Source organism: Streptomyces sp. NPDC057697, from assembly GCF_042799335.1.
Classification (GTDB): Bacteria; Actinomycetota; Actinomycetes; order Streptomycetales; family Streptomycetaceae; genus Streptomyces.
Map to the genome: position 1 here is coordinate 182756 of NZ_JBHVJA010000015.1, position 15877 is coordinate 198632.

At 73.4% G+C, this 15877-nt stretch carries 16 protein-coding genes; 8 read left to right on the forward strand and 8 right to left on the reverse strand.

The window, feature by feature from the left end:
* Positions 1 to 94 precede the first annotated feature (94 nt).
* The 6 genes from ACFVFH_RS31100 (at position 95) to ACFVFH_RS31125 (ending at position 7122) form a co-directional block, all read left to right on the forward strand.
* On the forward strand, positions 95 to 1666 hold the full coding sequence (locus ACFVFH_RS31100; protein ID WP_383774776.1) for an FGGY family carbohydrate kinase: 1572 nt from the start codon (positions 95 to 97) through the stop codon (positions 1664 to 1666).
* 73 nt (positions 1667 to 1739) lie between these two features.
* Positions 1740 to 3413, forward strand: coding sequence for an FAD-dependent oxidoreductase (locus ACFVFH_RS31105; protein ID WP_383774779.1), 1674 nt, complete (start codon positions 1740 to 1742; stop codon positions 3411 to 3413).
* A complete protein-coding gene (locus tag ACFVFH_RS31110; RefSeq protein WP_383774781.1) occupies positions 3410 to 4963 on the forward strand; it encodes an FAD-binding oxidoreductase in 1554 nt (517 codons plus the stop codon). Before ACFVFH_RS31105 ends, ACFVFH_RS31110 begins: the two co-directional genes overlap by 4 nt.
* A gap of 52 nt (positions 4964 to 5015) precedes the next feature.
* Positions 5016 to 5678, forward strand: coding sequence for a glycerol-3-phosphate responsive antiterminator (locus ACFVFH_RS31115; protein ID WP_383774783.1), 663 nt, complete (start codon positions 5016 to 5018; stop codon positions 5676 to 5678).
* Between the two features lie 5 nt (positions 5679 to 5683).
* Positions 5684 to 5986, forward strand: a complete 303-nt coding sequence (locus tag ACFVFH_RS31120; protein ID WP_383774785.1) for a putative quinol monooxygenase — start codon at positions 5684 to 5686, stop codon at positions 5984 to 5986.
* A complete protein-coding gene (locus ACFVFH_RS31125) occupies positions 5983 to 7122 on the forward strand; it encodes a zinc-binding dehydrogenase (RefSeq protein WP_383774788.1) in 1140 nt (379 codons plus the stop codon). The genes ACFVFH_RS31120 and ACFVFH_RS31125 overlap by 4 nt, the downstream gene beginning before the upstream one ends.
* A gap of 66 nt (positions 7123 to 7188) precedes the next feature.
* Here ACFVFH_RS31125 and ACFVFH_RS31130 read toward each other — a convergent pair whose 3' ends face one another.
* Complete coding sequence (locus tag ACFVFH_RS31130; RefSeq protein WP_383774790.1) at positions 7189 to 7620, reverse strand: nuclear transport factor 2 family protein; 432 nt, start codon at positions 7618 to 7620, stop codon at positions 7189 to 7191.
* A 326-nt stretch (positions 7621 to 7946) separates the two neighbouring features.
* Between ACFVFH_RS31130 and ACFVFH_RS31135 the strand changes: the two genes are divergently transcribed.
* Positions 7947 to 8984 (forward strand): hypothetical protein, encoded by a 1038-nt coding sequence (locus ACFVFH_RS31135; RefSeq protein WP_383774792.1) that lies wholly within the window; start codon positions 7947 to 7949, stop codon positions 8982 to 8984.
* Positions 8985 to 8997: 13 nt separating this feature from the next.
* Here the strand turns inward: ACFVFH_RS31135 and ACFVFH_RS31140 are convergent, their stop codons facing one another.
* Positions 8998 to 9519: a DinB family protein gene (locus ACFVFH_RS31140; RefSeq protein ID WP_383774794.1), complete on the reverse strand. Its 522-nt coding sequence runs from the start codon at positions 9517 to 9519 to the stop codon at positions 8998 to 9000.
* A 234-nt stretch (positions 9520 to 9753) separates the two neighbouring features.
* Between ACFVFH_RS31140 and ACFVFH_RS31145 the strand changes: the two genes are divergently transcribed.
* Positions 9754 to 11001: an MFS transporter gene (locus ACFVFH_RS31145; protein ID WP_383774796.1), complete on the forward strand. Its 1248-nt coding sequence runs from the start codon at positions 9754 to 9756 to the stop codon at positions 10999 to 11001.
* On the opposite strand, the gene ACFVFH_RS31150 is transcribed toward ACFVFH_RS31145, so the two are convergent.
* Genes ACFVFH_RS31150 through ACFVFH_RS31175 form a run of 6 tightly spaced genes read right to left on the reverse strand, consistent with a single transcriptional unit; the run spans position 10988 to position 15594 of the window.
* The gene (locus ACFVFH_RS31150; RefSeq protein WP_383774799.1) at positions 10988 to 11755 is read right to left on the reverse strand and encodes an urease accessory protein UreD; all 768 of its coding nucleotides are present in this window, start codon (positions 11753 to 11755) and stop codon (positions 10988 to 10990) included. The genes ACFVFH_RS31145 and ACFVFH_RS31150 overlap by 14 nt on opposite strands.
* A complete protein-coding gene (gene ureG / locus ACFVFH_RS31155) occupies positions 11752 to 12525 on the reverse strand; it encodes an urease accessory protein UreG (RefSeq protein ID WP_383774802.1) in 774 nt (257 codons plus the stop codon). The genes ACFVFH_RS31150 and ureG overlap by 4 nt, the downstream gene beginning before the upstream one ends.
* The gene (locus tag ACFVFH_RS31160; RefSeq protein WP_383774805.1) at positions 12518 to 13183 is read right to left on the reverse strand and encodes an urease accessory protein UreF; all 666 of its coding nucleotides are present in this window, start codon (positions 13181 to 13183) and stop codon (positions 12518 to 12520) included. The genes ureG and ACFVFH_RS31160 overlap by 8 nt, the downstream gene beginning before the upstream one ends.
* Positions 13183 to 14886, reverse strand: a complete 1704-nt coding sequence (locus tag ACFVFH_RS31165) for an urease subunit alpha (RefSeq protein ID WP_383774807.1) — start codon at positions 14884 to 14886, stop codon at positions 13183 to 13185. The genes ACFVFH_RS31160 and ACFVFH_RS31165 overlap by 1 nt, the downstream gene beginning before the upstream one ends.
* A gap of 1 nt (position 14887) precedes the next feature.
* Entirely contained in the window at positions 14888 to 15295 is a 408-nt protein-coding gene (ureB, locus tag ACFVFH_RS31170; protein ID WP_383774810.1) for an urease subunit beta, read from the reverse strand.
* The gene (locus ACFVFH_RS31175) at positions 15292 to 15594 is read right to left on the reverse strand and encodes an urease subunit gamma (protein ID WP_093542036.1); all 303 of its coding nucleotides are present in this window, start codon (positions 15592 to 15594) and stop codon (positions 15292 to 15294) included. Before ACFVFH_RS31175 ends, ureB begins: the two co-directional genes overlap by 4 nt.
* Positions 15595 to 15877: the final 283 nt, after the last annotated feature.

Below are 15877 nucleotides of genomic sequence, written 5' to 3' on the forward strand. Positions count from 1 at the left end.
CCGGCCGCCGGGCCCGCCGCACCCCACGATGGTGCTCTCCCCTCCCTCTCCCTCCGTACGGCTCGCTCGCGATGCTCGCAATGAAAGGGCTGCAATGACGCAGACGTTCCCCGGCGCCGCCGCACGGCGCGGTGTGCTGTCCATCGACGAGGGCACCACGGGCACCCGGGCCGGAGTCGTGCTCGACTCCGGCGGGGCCCACGAGGTGTTCTACCGGTCGATCAAGGTCAGCCATCCGGACGACCTCTCGGTCGAGCAGGACCCGATGGAGATCTGGACCGCCACCGTCGAGGTGGCGCGCCGGGCCGTCGGCCGGGCCCGCGAGGAGGGCATCGACATCACCGCGGTGGCGCTCTCCACCCAGCGGGCGACCGCGATGCTGTGGGACCGGGTGACCGGGCGGCCGCTGCTGCCCGCGGTGGTGTGGCAGGACCGGCGGTACGCGGCCGAGCTGACCTCGTACGAGACGGAGTGGGACGCCGCGCTGCTGGCCCGCCAGGGCCGGCCGGTCGGCGCCCGCGCACCGTTCCTCTGGGCCGCCCGGCAGATCGCCGAGCACCCGGAGGCGGCCGCCGCGCACCGTGCGGGCCGGCTGCTCTTCGGCACCGTCGACACCTGGCTGATCTGGCGGCTCACCGGCGGCGCCGTGCACGCCACGACACCGACCAACGCCGCCTCCACCGGTGGCTACCTGCTGGAGCGGCACGCCTGGGACGAGGAGTGGATCGGCCACCTCGGCTTCCCCCTCGACCTGCTCCCCGAGCTCCGCTCCGACGACGCCGGTTTCGGCACCACCGACCCGGCCGCCCTCGGCATCGCCGTCCCGCTGGCCGCCTCCATGGGCGACCAGCACGCCGCACTCGTCGCGCTCGGCGGCCTCGCCGCCGGGCAGGGCATGTGCGTCTACGGGACCGGCGCCTTCGTCGACGCGGCGACCGGCACCACGCCCGCCCTGCCCCGGCCGGACATCTCCGGGGTGCTCGCCCAGCCCGGCCGGCGGCAGGGCGACATCAGCCACTACAGCCTGGAGGCGTACACCTCCACGGCGGGGTCGGCGCTGCGCTGGCTCTGCGACGACCTGGGCCTGTTCGCTTCGCCGAAGGAGCTCGGTGAGGAGGCGGGCCGGGTCCCCACCCGGCCGGGCCGCACCCCGCGTTTCGTCCCGGCGCTCGCCGGGGTCCGTACGCCGGTCTGGCACCCGGAGGCCACCGCCTCCCTCACCGGGCTCACCCTCGCCACCACCCGCGCCGATCTGGCCCGCGCCGTGCTCGACGGGATCGCGCACTCGGTGTGCGACCTGATCGACGGGGTCGCCGACACCATGGGCACCCCGTTCACCCGGCTCCGGGTCGGCGGCGGGGTATCCGGCAGCGACCCGCTGATGCGGATCCAGGCCGATCTGACCGGCCTGCCGCTGGAGCGGGTCTCCGACTCCGCCACCGCCAGCCTGCGCGGCACCGCGTATCTCGCCGGGGTCGCCCAGGGCCTGTGGTCCTCGCTGGAGGAGGTCGTCGAGGCACAGCCGCTCGGCCGGATCTTCGAGCCCTCGATCACCGCCGCCGAGCGCGCCGCGCAGCGGTACGCCTGGCGCGACGTGCTGATCGCCCACCTCGGCGATCCGGCGCTGCTCCCCCTGAAGGCCCCCGAACCTCACACCCCCCACTGACGGCCCCGGCCGTCGCACCGGCGGCCCCCACCGACCTCGTGGCCGCCGCACCGAAACACCAGGAGTTGATGTTGTGATCACCATGCCCGCCCGGAAGCCGAGGCGCAGCGCCGCGGCGACCCGCCGTACGCCCCTGCTGCTCGACCGGGCAGCCCTCAAGCGCCGGCTGGCCGACGACACGTACGACGTGCTCGTCATAGGCGGCGGCATCACCGGGGCGTACGCCGTGCTCGACGCGGCCTCGCGCGGGCTGCGCGCGGCGCTGGTCGAGAAGGACGACTTCGCCTCCGGTACGTCGTCGAAGTCCTCGAAGATGGTGCACGGCGGTCTGCGCTACATCGAGCAGGGCAACGTCAACCTGGTCCGCCACTCGCTGCTGGAGCGGCACCGCTTCCGCAAGAACGCCCCGCACCTGGTGCACCGGCTGCCGTTCCTCTTCCCGATCCTGGAGAAGGAGGGCATCTTCGACGCCCGCCTCGCCAAGGGCTTCGAGGGGCTGCTGTGGACGTACGACCTGGTCGGCGGCTGGCGGATCGGCAAGCTCCACCAGCGGCTCACCGTGCCGGAGGTGCTCGCGCAGGCGCCGACGCTGCGGGCGGAGAACCTCAAGGGCGGGCTGATGTACTTCGACGCCCGCACCGACGACGCCCGGCTCGTCCTCACCATCGTGCGGACCGCCGCGGCGCTCGGTGCGACGGTCCTCAACGGGGCCAGGGCCGAGGGCCTGCTGATGCAGAGGGGCAAGGTGGCCGGCGCCCGGGTATCGGCGGACGGCGACTCCTTCGACATCCGCGCGCGGGCCGTCGTCAACGCCACCGGCGTATGGACCGACGAGCTGGACGCGAAGGCCGACGACGGTCACGCGCCGCAGGTCAGGCCCGCCAAGGGCGTCCATATCGTGGTGCCGTGGGACAAGGTGCGGATCAACTGCACGGTCACCGTGCCGATCCCGGGCCGGGCCCGCCGCGCGACCTGCACCCGCTGGGGCAACAGCGTCGTGCTGGGCACCACGGACGAGGACTACCAGGGCTCCCCCGACGATGTGCACTGCACCCGCGAGGAGATGGACTTCCTGCTGGAGGGCGCCAACACCGCCTTCGAGGGGAAGCTCACCCCGGACGACGTGGTCGGTTCCATCGGCGGTCTGCGCCCGCTGGTCGGCGGCAAGGAGGGCGCCACCCTCGACATGCGCCGCGACCACCACATCACCGTCGGCCGCACCGGAATGGTGACGGTGACCGGCGGCAAGCTCACCACCAGCCGCCACATGGGCGAGCTGGTCATCGACAAGGTGATGACCGTCCTCGGCCGCAAGGGCAGGAGCCGCACCACCGACCTCCCGCTGCTCGGCGGCGCCGGTTACGACGCCGAGGCCGTCGCGGCCTCCGGCGGCATCGCCGCGCACCTCGGCGAGCGCTTCGGCACCGAGGCCCGGTTCGTCGGCGACCTGATCCAGGACGACCCGACGCTGGCCGAGCCGATCGTCGCGGGGCTCCCGTACACCCGGGCCGAGGTCGTGTACGCGGCCCGTGCCGAACTGGCCCGCTCGGTCGACGACGTCCTCTCCCGGCGGCTGCGCGCCCGGCTGTTCGCCCGGGACGCCTCCGCCGAGGCGGCCGGGGCCGTGGGCGCGGTCCTCGGCCGGGAACTGAACCTCACCCAGGCCGAGGTGGAGCGCTCGGTCTCCGAATACCTCGCGGCCGTCCGTCACGAAAAGTCCGTACTCCTCGAAGGGGCAGCAGCATGATCAGCCGTCAGACCATCACCCATCCGTTCAACCGGGGCGACTACACGATCGGCGCCCCCAGCTTCGCCAAGTGGGCCCGGAACACCCCCATCGGCGACGGTGAGGCCGCCCTCCAGGCCGACCCCGTCGAGGTCCCCGGGAGCGTCGTCGAGGCGCTGCGCGAGGCCGCGCACGCGGTGCACACCGCCCGCGAGGAGGTCGTCGCCCGGACCCGCGACTGGTGGGCCGGCTCGATGATCGGCGAGACCGAGGGCCGTCCCGCGACGCCGGACGCCGTGATCGTCGAGGCGGCCGACGCCGACCAGGTCGCGGCCGTGCTGCGGATCTGCCACGAGGCGGGCGTCCCGGTCACCCCGTCCGCCGGGCGCTCCAACGTCACCGGTGCGGCGCTCCCCGTCTTCGGCGGTGTCGTCCTGGACGTCTGCGGGCTGAACGCGATCACCGGCTTCGACGCCGAGTCCAACATCGTGGACGTCCAGGCCGGCATGTTCGGCGACCTCTTCGAGAAGCAGCTCCAGGAGGAGTACGGCGTCACCACCGGCCACTGGCCGTCCGCGTTCGCCGTCTCGACGGTCGGCGGCTGGATCGCCTGCCGCGGCGCCGGTCAGCTCTCCACCCGGTACGGCAAGATCGAGGACATGGTCGTCGGCGTGGACGTGGTGCACGCGGACGGCACCCGCGCCACGTACGGCGACTACGCCCGCGCCGCGGTCGGCCCGGACCTGCGCCAGCTCTTCGTCGGCTCCGAGGGCACCCTCGGCGTCATCGTCTCGGCGCGGCTGCGGGTCCACCCGCTGCCGGAGTACGCCAAGGCCGTGGCGTACGGCTTCACGAGCTTCGCGGAGGGCCTGGACGCCTGCCGCCGGATCATGCAGCGCGGTGCGACCCCGGCCGTCCTGCGGCTGTACGACACCCTGGAGTCGGGCACCCACTTCGGCCACCCGGAGACCAACCTGCTGCTGATCGCCGACGAGGGCGACCCGGCCATCGTCGACGCCTCGATCAAGGTGGCGTCCGAGGTGTGCGAGGCGTACGGCCCCGAGCTGGACAGCCAGGCGGTCTTCGAGCGGTGGCTGGACGAGCGGATGCTGGTCGGCAAGTCCGCCGACGGCTTCGCGCCCGGCCCCGGCTTCGTCGCCGACACCCTGGAGATGGCCGCGTCCTGGACCGACCTCCCGGTGATCTACGACGAGGTGGTCGCGGCGATCCAGTCGGTGCCCGGCACCCTGGCCGCCTCGGCCCACCAGTCCCACGCGTACACCGACGGCGCCTGCGTCTACTTCTCGCTGCGCGGCGACGTGGCTCCCGAGTCGCGCCGGGACTGGTACCGCTCGGTGTGGGACGCGGCCAACGCCGTGCTGATCGAGCACGCGGCGGCGCTCAGCCACCACCACGGCTGCGGACTGCTGCGCGGCCCCTACCTGGAGGAATCCCTCGGGGCGGGCTTCGCGACCTTCGTCGCGGTGAAGAAGGCCCTGGACCCGGCCGGCATCCTCAACCCTGGCAAACTGGGCCTTCCCAGCCGATTCGGTACGTCTCCGCTGAACTGACACCGGTCCAGCAGCAGCCACGAACCCCTCCCTCCCCAGGCAGGCCCTTGCCATGACCCCTTCCCCGTCCCGGTCCGGTGCCCCGCTCGACCCCCGGCTCACCGCGGCGTTCGCCGAGGTCCCGGTCGTCGCGTCGGTCGTCGGCACCCAGCCGCTGCGGCAGTTCCTGACCGCACCGGCCAAGGTGTGCATCCTCGCCTCCTTCGCGGTGGGGCAGCTGCCGCAGGTGGTGCCGGCGCTGGGCCGGGCGGGGAAGACCGTGTTCGTGAACGTGGACAGCAGCCCCGGTCTGGCCCAGGACCGGGGCGCGCTGGAGTTCATCAGGAACATGGGCGCGCACGGCGTGGTCAGCACCCGGCTCTCCCTGATAGAGAAGGGCCGTCCGCTCGGCCTGCTGACGATGATGAAGGTGTTCGTCACCGACCGGTCCAATCTGCGCCGCTCCACGGACGCGATCTCGCGCGGGGCGCCGGACCTGGTCGAGATCATGCCCGCCCCGATCATCGCCCGGATGAGCGCGCAGGCACAGCGCGCGATGTCCCCGTCGGTGGCCGCGGGCTTCGTGGAGACCCCCGCGGACGTCGCGCTGGCGCTGGCCCTCGGGTCGGCCGCCGCCGCCGCCACGTCCGACCCCCGCCTCTGGAATCTGCGCCGGGACCAGCTGCCGCCGGTCCCGCCCTCCGCGCTGAAGAGGCCCGCCCCACCCCAGGAGTAACCCCCATGACATACGTGGTCGTAGCCCGCTACCGCACCAAGGAGGGCGAGGAGAGCACCGTTCTCCCGCTCCTCGACACGATGGCCGCCGCCTCCCGCCAGGAGCCCGGCAACCTCGCCTACCGGGTCCACCAGGGCACCGAGGACCCGCGGGCGGTCGTGCTGTACGAGGAGTACGCCTCCGAGGACGACTTCACCGCCCACTGCGCCACCCCGCACTTCCAGGAGATCGTGCTCGGCAAGGTCGTCCCGCTGCTGGAGAGCCGCGACGTGCTGCGCTGCGCCCCGCGTTCGGAGGTGGGCGCGTGAAGACCCGTGCGGCGGTGCTGCGCGGGACGTCGACGGCCCGCCCCTACTCCGGGACCCGCCCGGTCGAGGTGGAGGAGCTGGAGCTGGGCGCGCCGCGCGAGGGCGAGGTGCTGGTGCGCATCGCGGCCGCCTCGCTCTGCCACTCGGACCTGTCGGTGGTCAACGGCGACCGGGTGCGTCCGCTGCCGATGGCGCTGGGCCACGAGGCGGTGGGGGTGGTCCAGGAGACCGGTCCGGGTGTCGGGCGGGTCTCCCCGGGCGACCACGTGGCGCTGGTCTTCGTGCCGAGCTGCGGCTTCTGCGGCGACTGCGCGGCGGGCCGGCCGGCGCTGTGCGCCCAGGCCGCGGCGGCCAACGGTTCGGGGGCGCTGCTGCACGGCCCGTCCCTGCTGACCGACGCCTCGGGCGCCCCGGTCCACCACCAGCTCGGCGTCTCGGCGTTCTCCGAACACGCGGTGCTGGCCCAGGAGTCGGTGGTCCCGATCCCCCGGGACGTCCCGTTCGCCGTGGCGTCGATGTTCGGCTGCGCGGTGCTGACGGGCGCGGGCGCGGTGATCAACACGGCGGCGCTGCGTCCGGGGCAGTCGGCGGTGGTCTACGGCCTGGGCGGGGTGGGCCTCGCCGCGGTGCTGGGCGCCCGCGCGGCGGGGGCGTACCCGATCGTCGCGGTCGACCCGGTGCGGGAGAAGCGCGAGCTGGCCCTCCGGCTGGGCGCGAGCCATGCGTACGCGCCGGACGACGCGGTGCGCGAGGTCCGCGAACTCACCTCCGGGGGCGTCGAGTTGGCGGTGGAGGCGGTGGGCAGCCCGAAGGTGATGGCGCAGTGCCTGTCGGCCGTGGCGCGGGGCGGCCGGGTCGTCTCGGTGGGGCTGCCCGCGCCCGACCGGATGCTGGAGGTGCCGGCTCTGGCGTTCGCGGGCGAGGGCAAGTCGCTGCTGGGTTCGTACATGGGTGACGCGGTGCCCCGCCGGGACATCCCGAGGTTCCTGGAGCTGTGGCGGGCGGGCCTGATGCCGGTGGAGCTGATGCACACGGGCACGCTGCCGCTGGCCGACATCAACACGGCGCTGGAGGAGCTGGCCTCGGGCCGGGCGATCCGTCAGGTGATCGACACCTCGGGGATGCTGAACGGCTGACGCGCGGACCGCGGCCCGGCCGGTGGCGCCCCGCCCGCCCGGGAGGGGCGCCACCGGCCGCGGCCGTCAGCGGCCGGACTCCTCACCGTCCGGCGCGCCGTCGGGCGTGAAGTGCAGGGTGATCCGGCGTCGGCCGATGCGCCACCCCCGCTCGCCGCGCACGATCACGTCGTCGTAGGTCACGCTCCCGCACTGGCCGTCCGGGCCCGCGCCGATCCCCTTGGACCGGGCGTGGATCAGCCCGTCCCCGGCCTCGGTGAGGACGATGTTGGTGACGTGGTGGCCGACGGGCGCGCCCGGCGTGCCCGCCCGCGCCCGCGCCATGTCCCGGAAGGCGTCCAGGCCGTGCACTTCCCCGTGCCCGAGGTTCGAGGTCTCGTAGACGATGTCGTCGGTGAACAGCTCGTCCAGCCGGTCCAGTTCGTCGTTGTCGACCAGGTGCCCGTGCAGGGCGAGCAGTTCGGAGATGTCCAGGCGGTCCTCGACACTGAGCGTCATCGCCGGTCCTTTCGTGAGAGCTCTCGCGACGGTGCGGCAGTTATACGGGGCGGGCTCCCCGGCCCCCCGGCACAGCACCGGTCGCGCACCGGCGTGGCCCGGGGAGTTCATTCCGCTGGAGCAACCGCGCGGCGTTCGCGGCGGAGCGGCACCACCCCGTTGCCGGACTCCCGGGTCTCTGTCCGACGGGGCGCGGTCCGGTCGCCCGGCGCCCCGGACCGGTCGACGCCTGCGCCGGTCTCCCGGCGACGAGTGTCACGCTTCCCGGCACGGCCCGCGCCGGGTCCGGCGTACGGTGGTCCCTCCCCGGAGGAAAGTGGTTTCGAGTGAGAGTCGGTACGGCCCGGTCGGCCGCGGTCCGGTGGGTCGCCGAGCACGCCCGGCCCGATCCCGGTTTCCGTGGTGCCTTCTTCAGCGGGTCCACGGTGGGTCTGCCGGACGACGCCGAGCTGTCCCCGTACTCGGACGTGGACGTCGTGGTCGTCACCGCCGCAGCGGCCCCGCCGACCGGGCCGGGCAAGTTCCGCTTCCGGGGCGCGCTGCTGGAGGTCAGCCATCTGCCGTGGGACCTGCTCGGCTCCGCGGACGAGGTGCTCTCCTCGTACCACCTGGCGGGGAGCTTCCGCCGCGACACGGTCGTCGACGACCCCACGGGCCGGTTGCGCGGGCTGGGGGCCGAGGTGTCGCGCCGGTTCACCGAGCGGCGCTGGGTGCGCCGCAGATGCCTGGACGCCGAGCGCCGCGTCGAGACCCGCCTGGCTTCCTTCGACGTCTCGGCGCCGTTCCACACACAGGTCCTGTCATGGCTGTTCCCCACCGGGGTCACCACCCATGTCCTGCTGGCCGCCGCCCTGCGCAACCCCACGATCCGGCTCCGCTACCCGGCGGCCCGAGCGGTCCTCGACACGTACGGGCAGGCGCACCTGTACCCGCGACTGCTGGAGCTCCTGGGGTGCGCGCGGCTGTCGGCCGCCCGGACGGGACACCACCTGGACGAGCTGGCCCGCACCTTCGACGCCACCGCGGGAGTCGCCCGTACGCCGTTCTTCTTCAGCGGGGACCTGACCACCGGGGCCCGTCCGGTCGCGATCGACGGCAGCCGGCATCTCGTCGAACGGGGCGACCACCGCGAGGCCGTGTTCTGGATCGTCGCGACCTTCGCGCGATGTCACACCGTACTGGCGGCGGACGCTCCCGAGCTGCACCACGCACGCCTGCCGGCCTTCCGCGAGGCCGTCGCGGACCTGGGCATCGCGTCCACCGACGACTTCGTGCGACGGGGGGCAGAGGTCGTCGCCTTCCTCCCCGAACTCCGGCTGACCGCCGGGAAGATCGTGGCGGCCAACACCGGGATCACCGGATGACGCGGGCGCGGGGTCAGTAGTGGCCCGTCCTGCCGTCCAGGATCTCCCTGATGGCGTCCAGGTGGCCCGCGTGCCGGGCGGTCTCCTCGATCATGTGGAACATGATCCAGCGCAGGCTCGCGCCCGACGCCTCGAAGTCCGGGTGCCGGCCCACGTCGTCGAGCGACCGTCCCTCGAAGATCCCGTTCGACACCGCGACCTGCCGGTCGTACTCCTCCAGCAGCTGAGCGAGCGGCACGCCCGCCACCCTCATGTCGGAGTCCTCGGGCTCCTCGAACACCGGCCCCACGGCCGGGCGCCCCAGCAGGACGACCTCGAACCAGAGGTGTTCGGCCCAGCGGAGGTGTGACATGACACCCGCCATCGTCATGAGCGGCGAGGACGGCAGGACGGCGCGGTGCGCGTCCGCCTCCGACAGCTCCTCGCACTTCCAGCGGGCGGTCGCCCGCTGCGTGTCGAGCCAGCCGACGAGCTGGGCCCGCTCGTCCGCCTCGAAGTCCGGGCGGGTACGGGAGGGGTACGAGGAGGGCGACATGGGCGCCGACATTACCCGAGGCGATGTCACACCTCACCTCGGTCGCCGTCGGGGGCGACCGGCGAACTCCCCCTCCCGGCGGCCCTGTCGCCCTGATACCTTGACCGCCATGTTCCTCTCCCGTGCGTAGGACCCCGCATCGACCGCACCCCGCTCCCGCCGGGTGCGGCGCTCCGGTGTCCCCGCACGCCCGCAGCGCCCCGTGCCGCGCTGCCCTCACGAGGAAACGTCTCGATGCTCTCGCCCTCACCCGTGCCTTCGCGCACGCCTTCGTACGCCACCGTCCTGCGCACCCCTCACGCCGCCCGCACCTTCGGCGCCGCCCTGCTGGGGCGGCTGTCGTACGGGATGGTCTCCCTCTCCCTGATGCTGGCGGTGAACGCCTCCACCGGCTCGTACTCCGTCGCCGGGGCCGTCATGGCCGTGTTCGGGGCGACCAGTGTCTTCCTCTCCCCCGCCCGTGCCGCGCTGATCGACCGGCACGGGCCGCGCCGGGTCCTGCCGCCGATGGCCGGTCTGTACGCGGCGCTGCTCTCCGCGCTGGCGTACGCCACCTGGCGGCCGGGGGCCCCGGCGTTGCTGCTGGGGGTGATGTCCGCCGCGGCGGGGGCCTCCACTCCGCCGCTGGGGCCGGTGATGCGGACGCTGTGGAGCGACCTCGTCGCCGACCGGGAACTGCTGCGGCGCGCCTACAGCCTGGACGGCGTGGCCGAGGAACTCCTCTTCGTCAGCGGCCCGTTGCTGGTGGGTCTGGTCGTGAGGTCCGCCCCGCCCGCGGCCGGGGTGGCGATCAGCGCCGCGCTGGTGTTCGTGGGCACGCTGGCACTGGTCTCCTCACCGGCGGTGCGCGCCACGGCCGCGGCGCCGTCCGGGGACACGGCGGCCGGCAAGGACGCCCCACCGACCGGGCGGCGGCTGCTCGGCGTCGTCGCACTGCGCCACGCGGTGCTGGTGACGGCGGCCGTGGGGCTCTGTCTGGGAGGGCTGGACCTGCTGGTGGTGGCGTTCGCCGAGCAGCATCACCGGAGCGGGGCGATGTCGTGGGTGCTCGCCGCGCTCTCGGCCGGCAGCGCGGTCGGCGGACTGGCCTACGGCGCCATTTCCTGGCGGGCGTCCCACCGGGTGCGGCTGCCGCTGGCGGCCGTCGGCCTGGGCGTCACCATGGTCGGGGCGGGGCTGTCGCCCGATGTGTACGTCCTGGTCGTGGTCACCGCGGTGGCCGGGCTGTTCATCGCGCCCGCCCTGACCACCGCGTACCTCATCGCGGACGAGTTGGTGGACGCGGGCAGCCGTACGCAGGCGGGTGCCTGGGTGAACACCGCCGTCAACGCCGGGTCGTCGGTGGGCGTCGCGGTGGTGGGCCTGCTGGTGGACCGCCTGTCACCGGCCGTCTGCTTCGCGGTCGCGGCGGTCCCCGCGCTGTTGTGCGTGGCCGCGATGACCCGCGGCCCGGCGGACGGCGGTGCGGTCAGCCGGTCGTGACCGGGCGGCCCGGCGTTCCCGGTCCGCCGTCCGCGCGCCATTGCGCCCAGACGGCGGCCAGTTCCGCCTCGATCGCCGGTGCCACCGTGTCCAGCAGCCGTACCTGGGCTCCCGGCCCCGCCAGGTCCATGCGGTACGGGTGGGGCCGGCCGCCCGGGACGGTGCCGAGGGCGGTGACCGAGCCGATGACGCGGTGGGGGCCCAGGATGCCGGGGAGTTCACGCACGTCCGGGTCCATGAGATCCAGGTCCTCGACGAGCAGCTCGCGGCCGTCGTACGTGGCACGCGTCATCGCCCGCACACCGCCGCCCCGCTCGCCGGAACGCCCGAGAACGAGCGTGTCGCGCCAGAGCATCCGCGCCCCGGCGGCCAGTGACACCTCCATGGTGCGAGCGACCCTCGCCCCCGAGGAGATCACGAACGGCCTTGCTTCCCAGTGGAGTTCGCCGCCCTCGGCGATGTCGACGCGGGCCCGCCAGCTCGATGTGCCGCCGCGGTGGTCGTAGGCGACCAGGCCGGACGGCTCGGACAGCTCCAGCCGGGCGCCGGGGCCGACCGACACGTCCAGCCGCAGATCGTCGCCCGCGAGCAGCCCCGCCCGGGTGCCGACCAGGGCGATCCGCAGCCGGTCGGGGGACGGCAGCAGGGGCCGGGGGGCGAGGAAGGCGCCGGGGCTCAGCTCCCGGGCGACGTGGCGGCCCGAACCGTCGAGCTCCACGGCGACGGCCGTGGGCTCGGCGGGCTCCCCGGTCACGAGCCGTCGTGGCTGTGGCTGTGGGGCGCCATCGGGCCCGGGTCCGTGGGGACATGGGTTCCGGAGCGGTGACGCGCGAGCAGGTTCCTGACCCAGTCGGCCAGTTCGGCCACCGAGGCCGGGTCGTGCTTGGAGAGCGCGAGGACCGGGAGGCCGTCGCGGGCCCGCGAAGCGTCGGTGACCATCGCGGCCACGTCGACCTCCACATGGGGCGCGAGGTCGGTCTTGTTGATGATCAGGAGGTCGGCGCCGGTGATGCCTGGGCCGCCCTTGCGGGCGACGTCGCCACCGCCCGCGACGTCGATGCAGAAGAGCTGGGCGTCGGCGAGGGCCGGGCTGAAGGTGGCGGTGAGATTGTCGCCGCCGCTCTCGACGAGCACCAGGTCGAGCGGCCCGTACGCCTCCTCCAGGTCCTCCACGGCGTCCAGGTTGGCGCTGACGTCGTCCCGGATCGCGGTGTGCGGGCAGGCGCCTGTCTCGACGGCCCGGATGCGCTCGGTGGGCAGCACCCCGGCCGAGCGGAGGAAGCGGGCGTCCTCGTCGGTGTAGATGTCGTTGGTGACGACCGCCATGGCGAGTTCACCGGCCAGTTCACGGCAGAGGGTGGCGAGGATCGAGCTCTTGCCGGTGCCGACCGGCCCGGCGACACCGAGGCGCAGGGCGCGCCCCGGGTGACCGTGCGGCGGGTGCGGGGCGTCGTGGTGGGCGTGCGGGCCGGGGGCGGTGTCGAGGTGCGGGCCGGACGTGGTGTCGGTGTGCTGGTCAGGCAAGGAAGAGTCTCCGTTCTCGTCGTGCGTGTTCGAGCGCCCACTGTTCGGTGAGCGGGGGTGTGCGGGCGGGCAGTTCGGCCGGGGTGCGTACCGCCAGGGCCTCGGCCACGGCGGCCGCCGCGTGCGGCTCGGCGTCGAGGATCCAGACGACCGAGTCCAGCGGATCGCCGGGCAGCAGTTTGAGCGCCGCCGAGGCGATGGTCTGCAGTTCGTCGTAGACGACGCCCCGGGCCAGTTCCTCCTCCGTCACCCGCATGACGGCCGCGAGCGCCCCGAGGGCCACCGGCCGCAGCGGGCGGGGGCGGATCCCGGTCAGGGCGGTGACCGCCGGGTGGCCGGAGTCCAGCCGCCGCGCCAGGCGCCGCACCCCGCGTCCGAGCGCCGCCGACGCCTCGCGCAGGGGTGCGGCCGGGGTCCGGGCCGCGAGCGCCCGCTGTACGGGGCCGTAGTCCACCGGGTCCCGTCCGGCGGCCCGCAGGGCGAGTACGGCGGCGGCCGCCTCGGTGACGGCCGCGGTGTGCAGCCGGGCCTTCAGCAGGGCGGGGACGCGGTCGCGGGTGAGGCCCGCGGCGACGGCCGGTTCCAGTCCCGCGCTGTAGGTGTGGGCGCCGACCGGGAGCCGTCCGTCGCCGAGCAGCAGGGGTGCCAGGCCGGCCATCAGAACATCGAGTACCGCTGGGCCAGCGGCAGTTCGGCGGCGGGTGCGGGCTCCACGAGCTCTCCGTCGATCCGGATGGCGAAGGTCTCCGGGTCGACGTCGATGTCCGGGAGGGCCGTGTTGTTCGGCAGATCCGCCTTGGTGAGGTGGCGGGTGGGGCGGACGGCGACCAACTCGCGTACCAGACCGAGGCGTTCGGCCAGTCCGTCGTCCAGGGCGGCCGGGGCGACGAAGCTGACCGAGAGATGCGGGGCGGCCTCGGCGGCGGCGGTGGGGCGCAGCAGGACGGGCTGGGTGGTGGGGATCGCGGCGTTGGCGTCGCCGAGCGGCGCGCAGACCACCATGCCGCCCTTGATGACGGCGGCGGGCCGGATGCCGAAGAAGGCGGGGTCCCACAGCACCAGGTCGGCGAGCTTGCCCGGTTCGACGGAGCCGACGACATGGTCGATGCCGTGGGCGACGGCCGGGCAGATCGTGTACTTGGCGACGTAGCGGCGGGCGCGTTCGTTGTCGGCGGGCAGTTCGCTGCCGCGGTCCCCGAAGCGCCGCTTCATCACGTGGGCGACCTGCCAGGTGCGGCAGACGACCTCGCCGATGCGGCCCATGGCCTGGGCGTCGGAGGAGGTGATGGAGAGTGCGCCGATGTCGTGCAGGACGTCCTCGGCGGCGATGGTGGTGGCGCGGATGCGGGACTCGGCGAAGGCGAGGTCCTCGGGGACGCGCGGGTTGAGGTGGTGGCAGACCATCAGCATGTCGAGGTGTTCGGCGACGGTGTTGACGGTGTGCGGCAGCGTCGGGTTGGTGGACGCCGGAAGGATGTGGGGGTGGGAGGCGACGGTGATGATGTCGGGTGCGTGGCCGCCACCCGCGCCCTCGGCGTGGAAGACGTGGATGCCGCGCCCGGCGATCGCGTCGAGGGTTCCTTCGACGTAGCCGGCCTCGTTGAGGCTGTCGGCATGCAGGGCGACCTGGAGGCCGTGCGCCTCGGCCGCCTTCAGCGCGGCGTCGATGGCGGCGGGGGTGGCGCCCCAGTCCTCGTGGACCTTGTAGCCGCCCGCGCCGCCGAGCGCCGCCTCGCGCAGGGCCTCTTCGCCGACGGTGGAGCCCTTGGCGAAGAGCATGACGTTGAGCGGGACACGGTCCAGGGAGCGGTGCATCATCGCGAGGTTCCAGGCGCCCGGGGTGACCGTGGTGGCCTTGGACCCCTCGGTGGCTCCGGTGCCGCCGCCGATGACGGTGGTGGTGCCGGTGGCGAGGGCCTCGTGCAGGGTCTCCGGCATGAGGAAGTGGACGTGGGTGTCGACGGCTCCGGCGGTCAGGATGCGGCCTTCGCCGGAGACGACGTCGGTGCCGGGTCCGATCACCAGGTCGGGGTGGACGCCGTCGCTGATGTCGGGGTTGCCGGAGCGGCCGAGTGCGACGATCCTTCCGGCCCGTACGCCGACGTCGGTCTTGACGATGCCCCAGTGGTCGAGGACGACGACATTGGTGATCACGAGGTCGAGGGCGCCGTCGGCGCGCGGGGCGGTGGACTGGGCCATGGATTCGCGGATGGACTTGCCGCCGCCGAACACGGCCTCGTCGCCGCCGAAGCAGCGGTCCTCCTCGACCTCGATCCAGAGGTCGGTGTCGGCGAGGCGGACGCGGTCGCCGGTGGTGGGGCCGTAGAGCGACGCGTAGGCCTCGCGGGTCATTCGTGCCATGTCACATGCCATCCGTTTCCGCGTCCCGCGGTTCGTCTCCTCCGGCCCGCGGTTCGTCTTCTCCGGCCCGCGGTTCGCCTTCTCCGGCCCGCGGTTCGTCCGTCCGTCCGGCCCGGGTGCCCGGCACGACGATGCCCGGCACCCTCCGGCGGCCGCCCAGGGCGACAAGGGTGACCTCGGCGCCCACTCCGGGCTCGAAACGCAGGGATGTGCCGGACGGAATGTCGAGCCGGAATCCTTCGGTCATGGACCGGTCGAAGGAAAGCGCGGGATTCGCGTCGGGGAAATGCAGATGTGAGCCTATTTGAATGGGCCGGTCGCCGTCATTCACCACGGTCACCTGCAATTGGGTGCGGGTGTCATTGATTTTCAGTTCACCGGATCCGGTCCGGATCTCACCGGGGATCATGGGATCGGCGAGGTGATCGTGACGAGCTTGCGCCCGTCCGGGAAGGTCGCCTCGACCTGGACGTCGTGCAGCATCTCGGGCACTCCTTCCAGCACGTCGGCGCGGGTGAGGACAGTCCGCCCCGCGGTCATCAGATCGCTGACGCGGGCGCCCTCGCGGGCGCGCTCCATGGCCCAGCAGGAGAGCAGCGCGACAGCTTCGGGGTAATTGAGCCGTACGCCCCGGTCCCGCCTGTCACGAGCGACCATTCCCGCGACACTCAGCAGCAATTTCTCCGTGTCGGACGGAGTGAGAAACATGGGGAAACCTCCATGGCGGCAGTCCCCGGAATTCCCGGATTCGCCTTGGCCACGCCCCTCTTATAAGCCTCCCGGCCGCGCCGTGGCAACTTGCGGCGTGCCGCGATAAGTCCCTTTCTGACCTTATCGACCACCATATACGGGCAAAGTAGACAAATTTTATTCATCAAGAAACAGTAAAGAGAGGCGGGGGCGCCACCCCCCCCAGGGGGCGCGGGCCCCGGGGTTGAGAATGAGAACGCGGTCCCGAAAAACGACCCGCCCCCCCCGAGACGGCGCCCCG

Bases quoted from the DNA above. Each gene is read 5' to 3' on its own strand.
- ACFVFH_RS31175 (WP_093542036.1), bottom strand. From the start codon at position 15,594: ATGTTTCTCACTCCGTCCGACACGGAGAAATTGCTGCTGAGTGTCGCG.
- ACFVFH_RS31130 (WP_383774790.1), bottom strand. From the start codon at position 7,620: ATGACGCTCAGTGTCGAGGACCGCCTGGACATCTCCGAACTGCTCGCC.
- ACFVFH_RS31145 (WP_383774796.1), top strand. From the start codon at position 9,754: ATGCTCTCGCCCTCACCCGTGCCTTCGCGCACGCCTTCGTACGCCACC.
- ureB (WP_383774810.1), bottom strand. From the start codon at position 15,295: ATGATCCCCGGTGAGATCCGGACCGGATCCGGTGAACTGAAAATCAAT.
- ACFVFH_RS31160 (WP_383774805.1), bottom strand. From the start codon at position 13,183: ATGGCCGGCCTGGCACCCCTGCTGCTCGGCGACGGACGGCTCCCGGTC.
- ACFVFH_RS31115 (WP_383774783.1), top strand. From the start codon at position 5,016: ATGACCCCTTCCCCGTCCCGGTCCGGTGCCCCGCTCGACCCCCGGCTC.
- ACFVFH_RS31110 (WP_383774781.1), top strand. From the start codon at position 3,410: ATGATCAGCCGTCAGACCATCACCCATCCGTTCAACCGGGGCGACTAC.
- ACFVFH_RS31165 (WP_383774807.1), bottom strand. From the start codon at position 14,886: ATGGCACGAATGACCCGCGAGGCCTACGCGTCGCTCTACGGCCCCACC.
- ACFVFH_RS31100 (WP_383774776.1), top strand. From the start codon at position 95: ATGACGCAGACGTTCCCCGGCGCCGCCGCACGGCGCGGTGTGCTGTCC.
- ACFVFH_RS31140 (WP_383774794.1), bottom strand. From the start codon at position 9,519: ATGTCGCCCTCCTCGTACCCCTCCCGTACCCGCCCGGACTTCGAGGCG.
- ACFVFH_RS31120 (WP_383774785.1), top strand. From the start codon at position 5,684: ATGACATACGTGGTCGTAGCCCGCTACCGCACCAAGGAGGGCGAGGAG.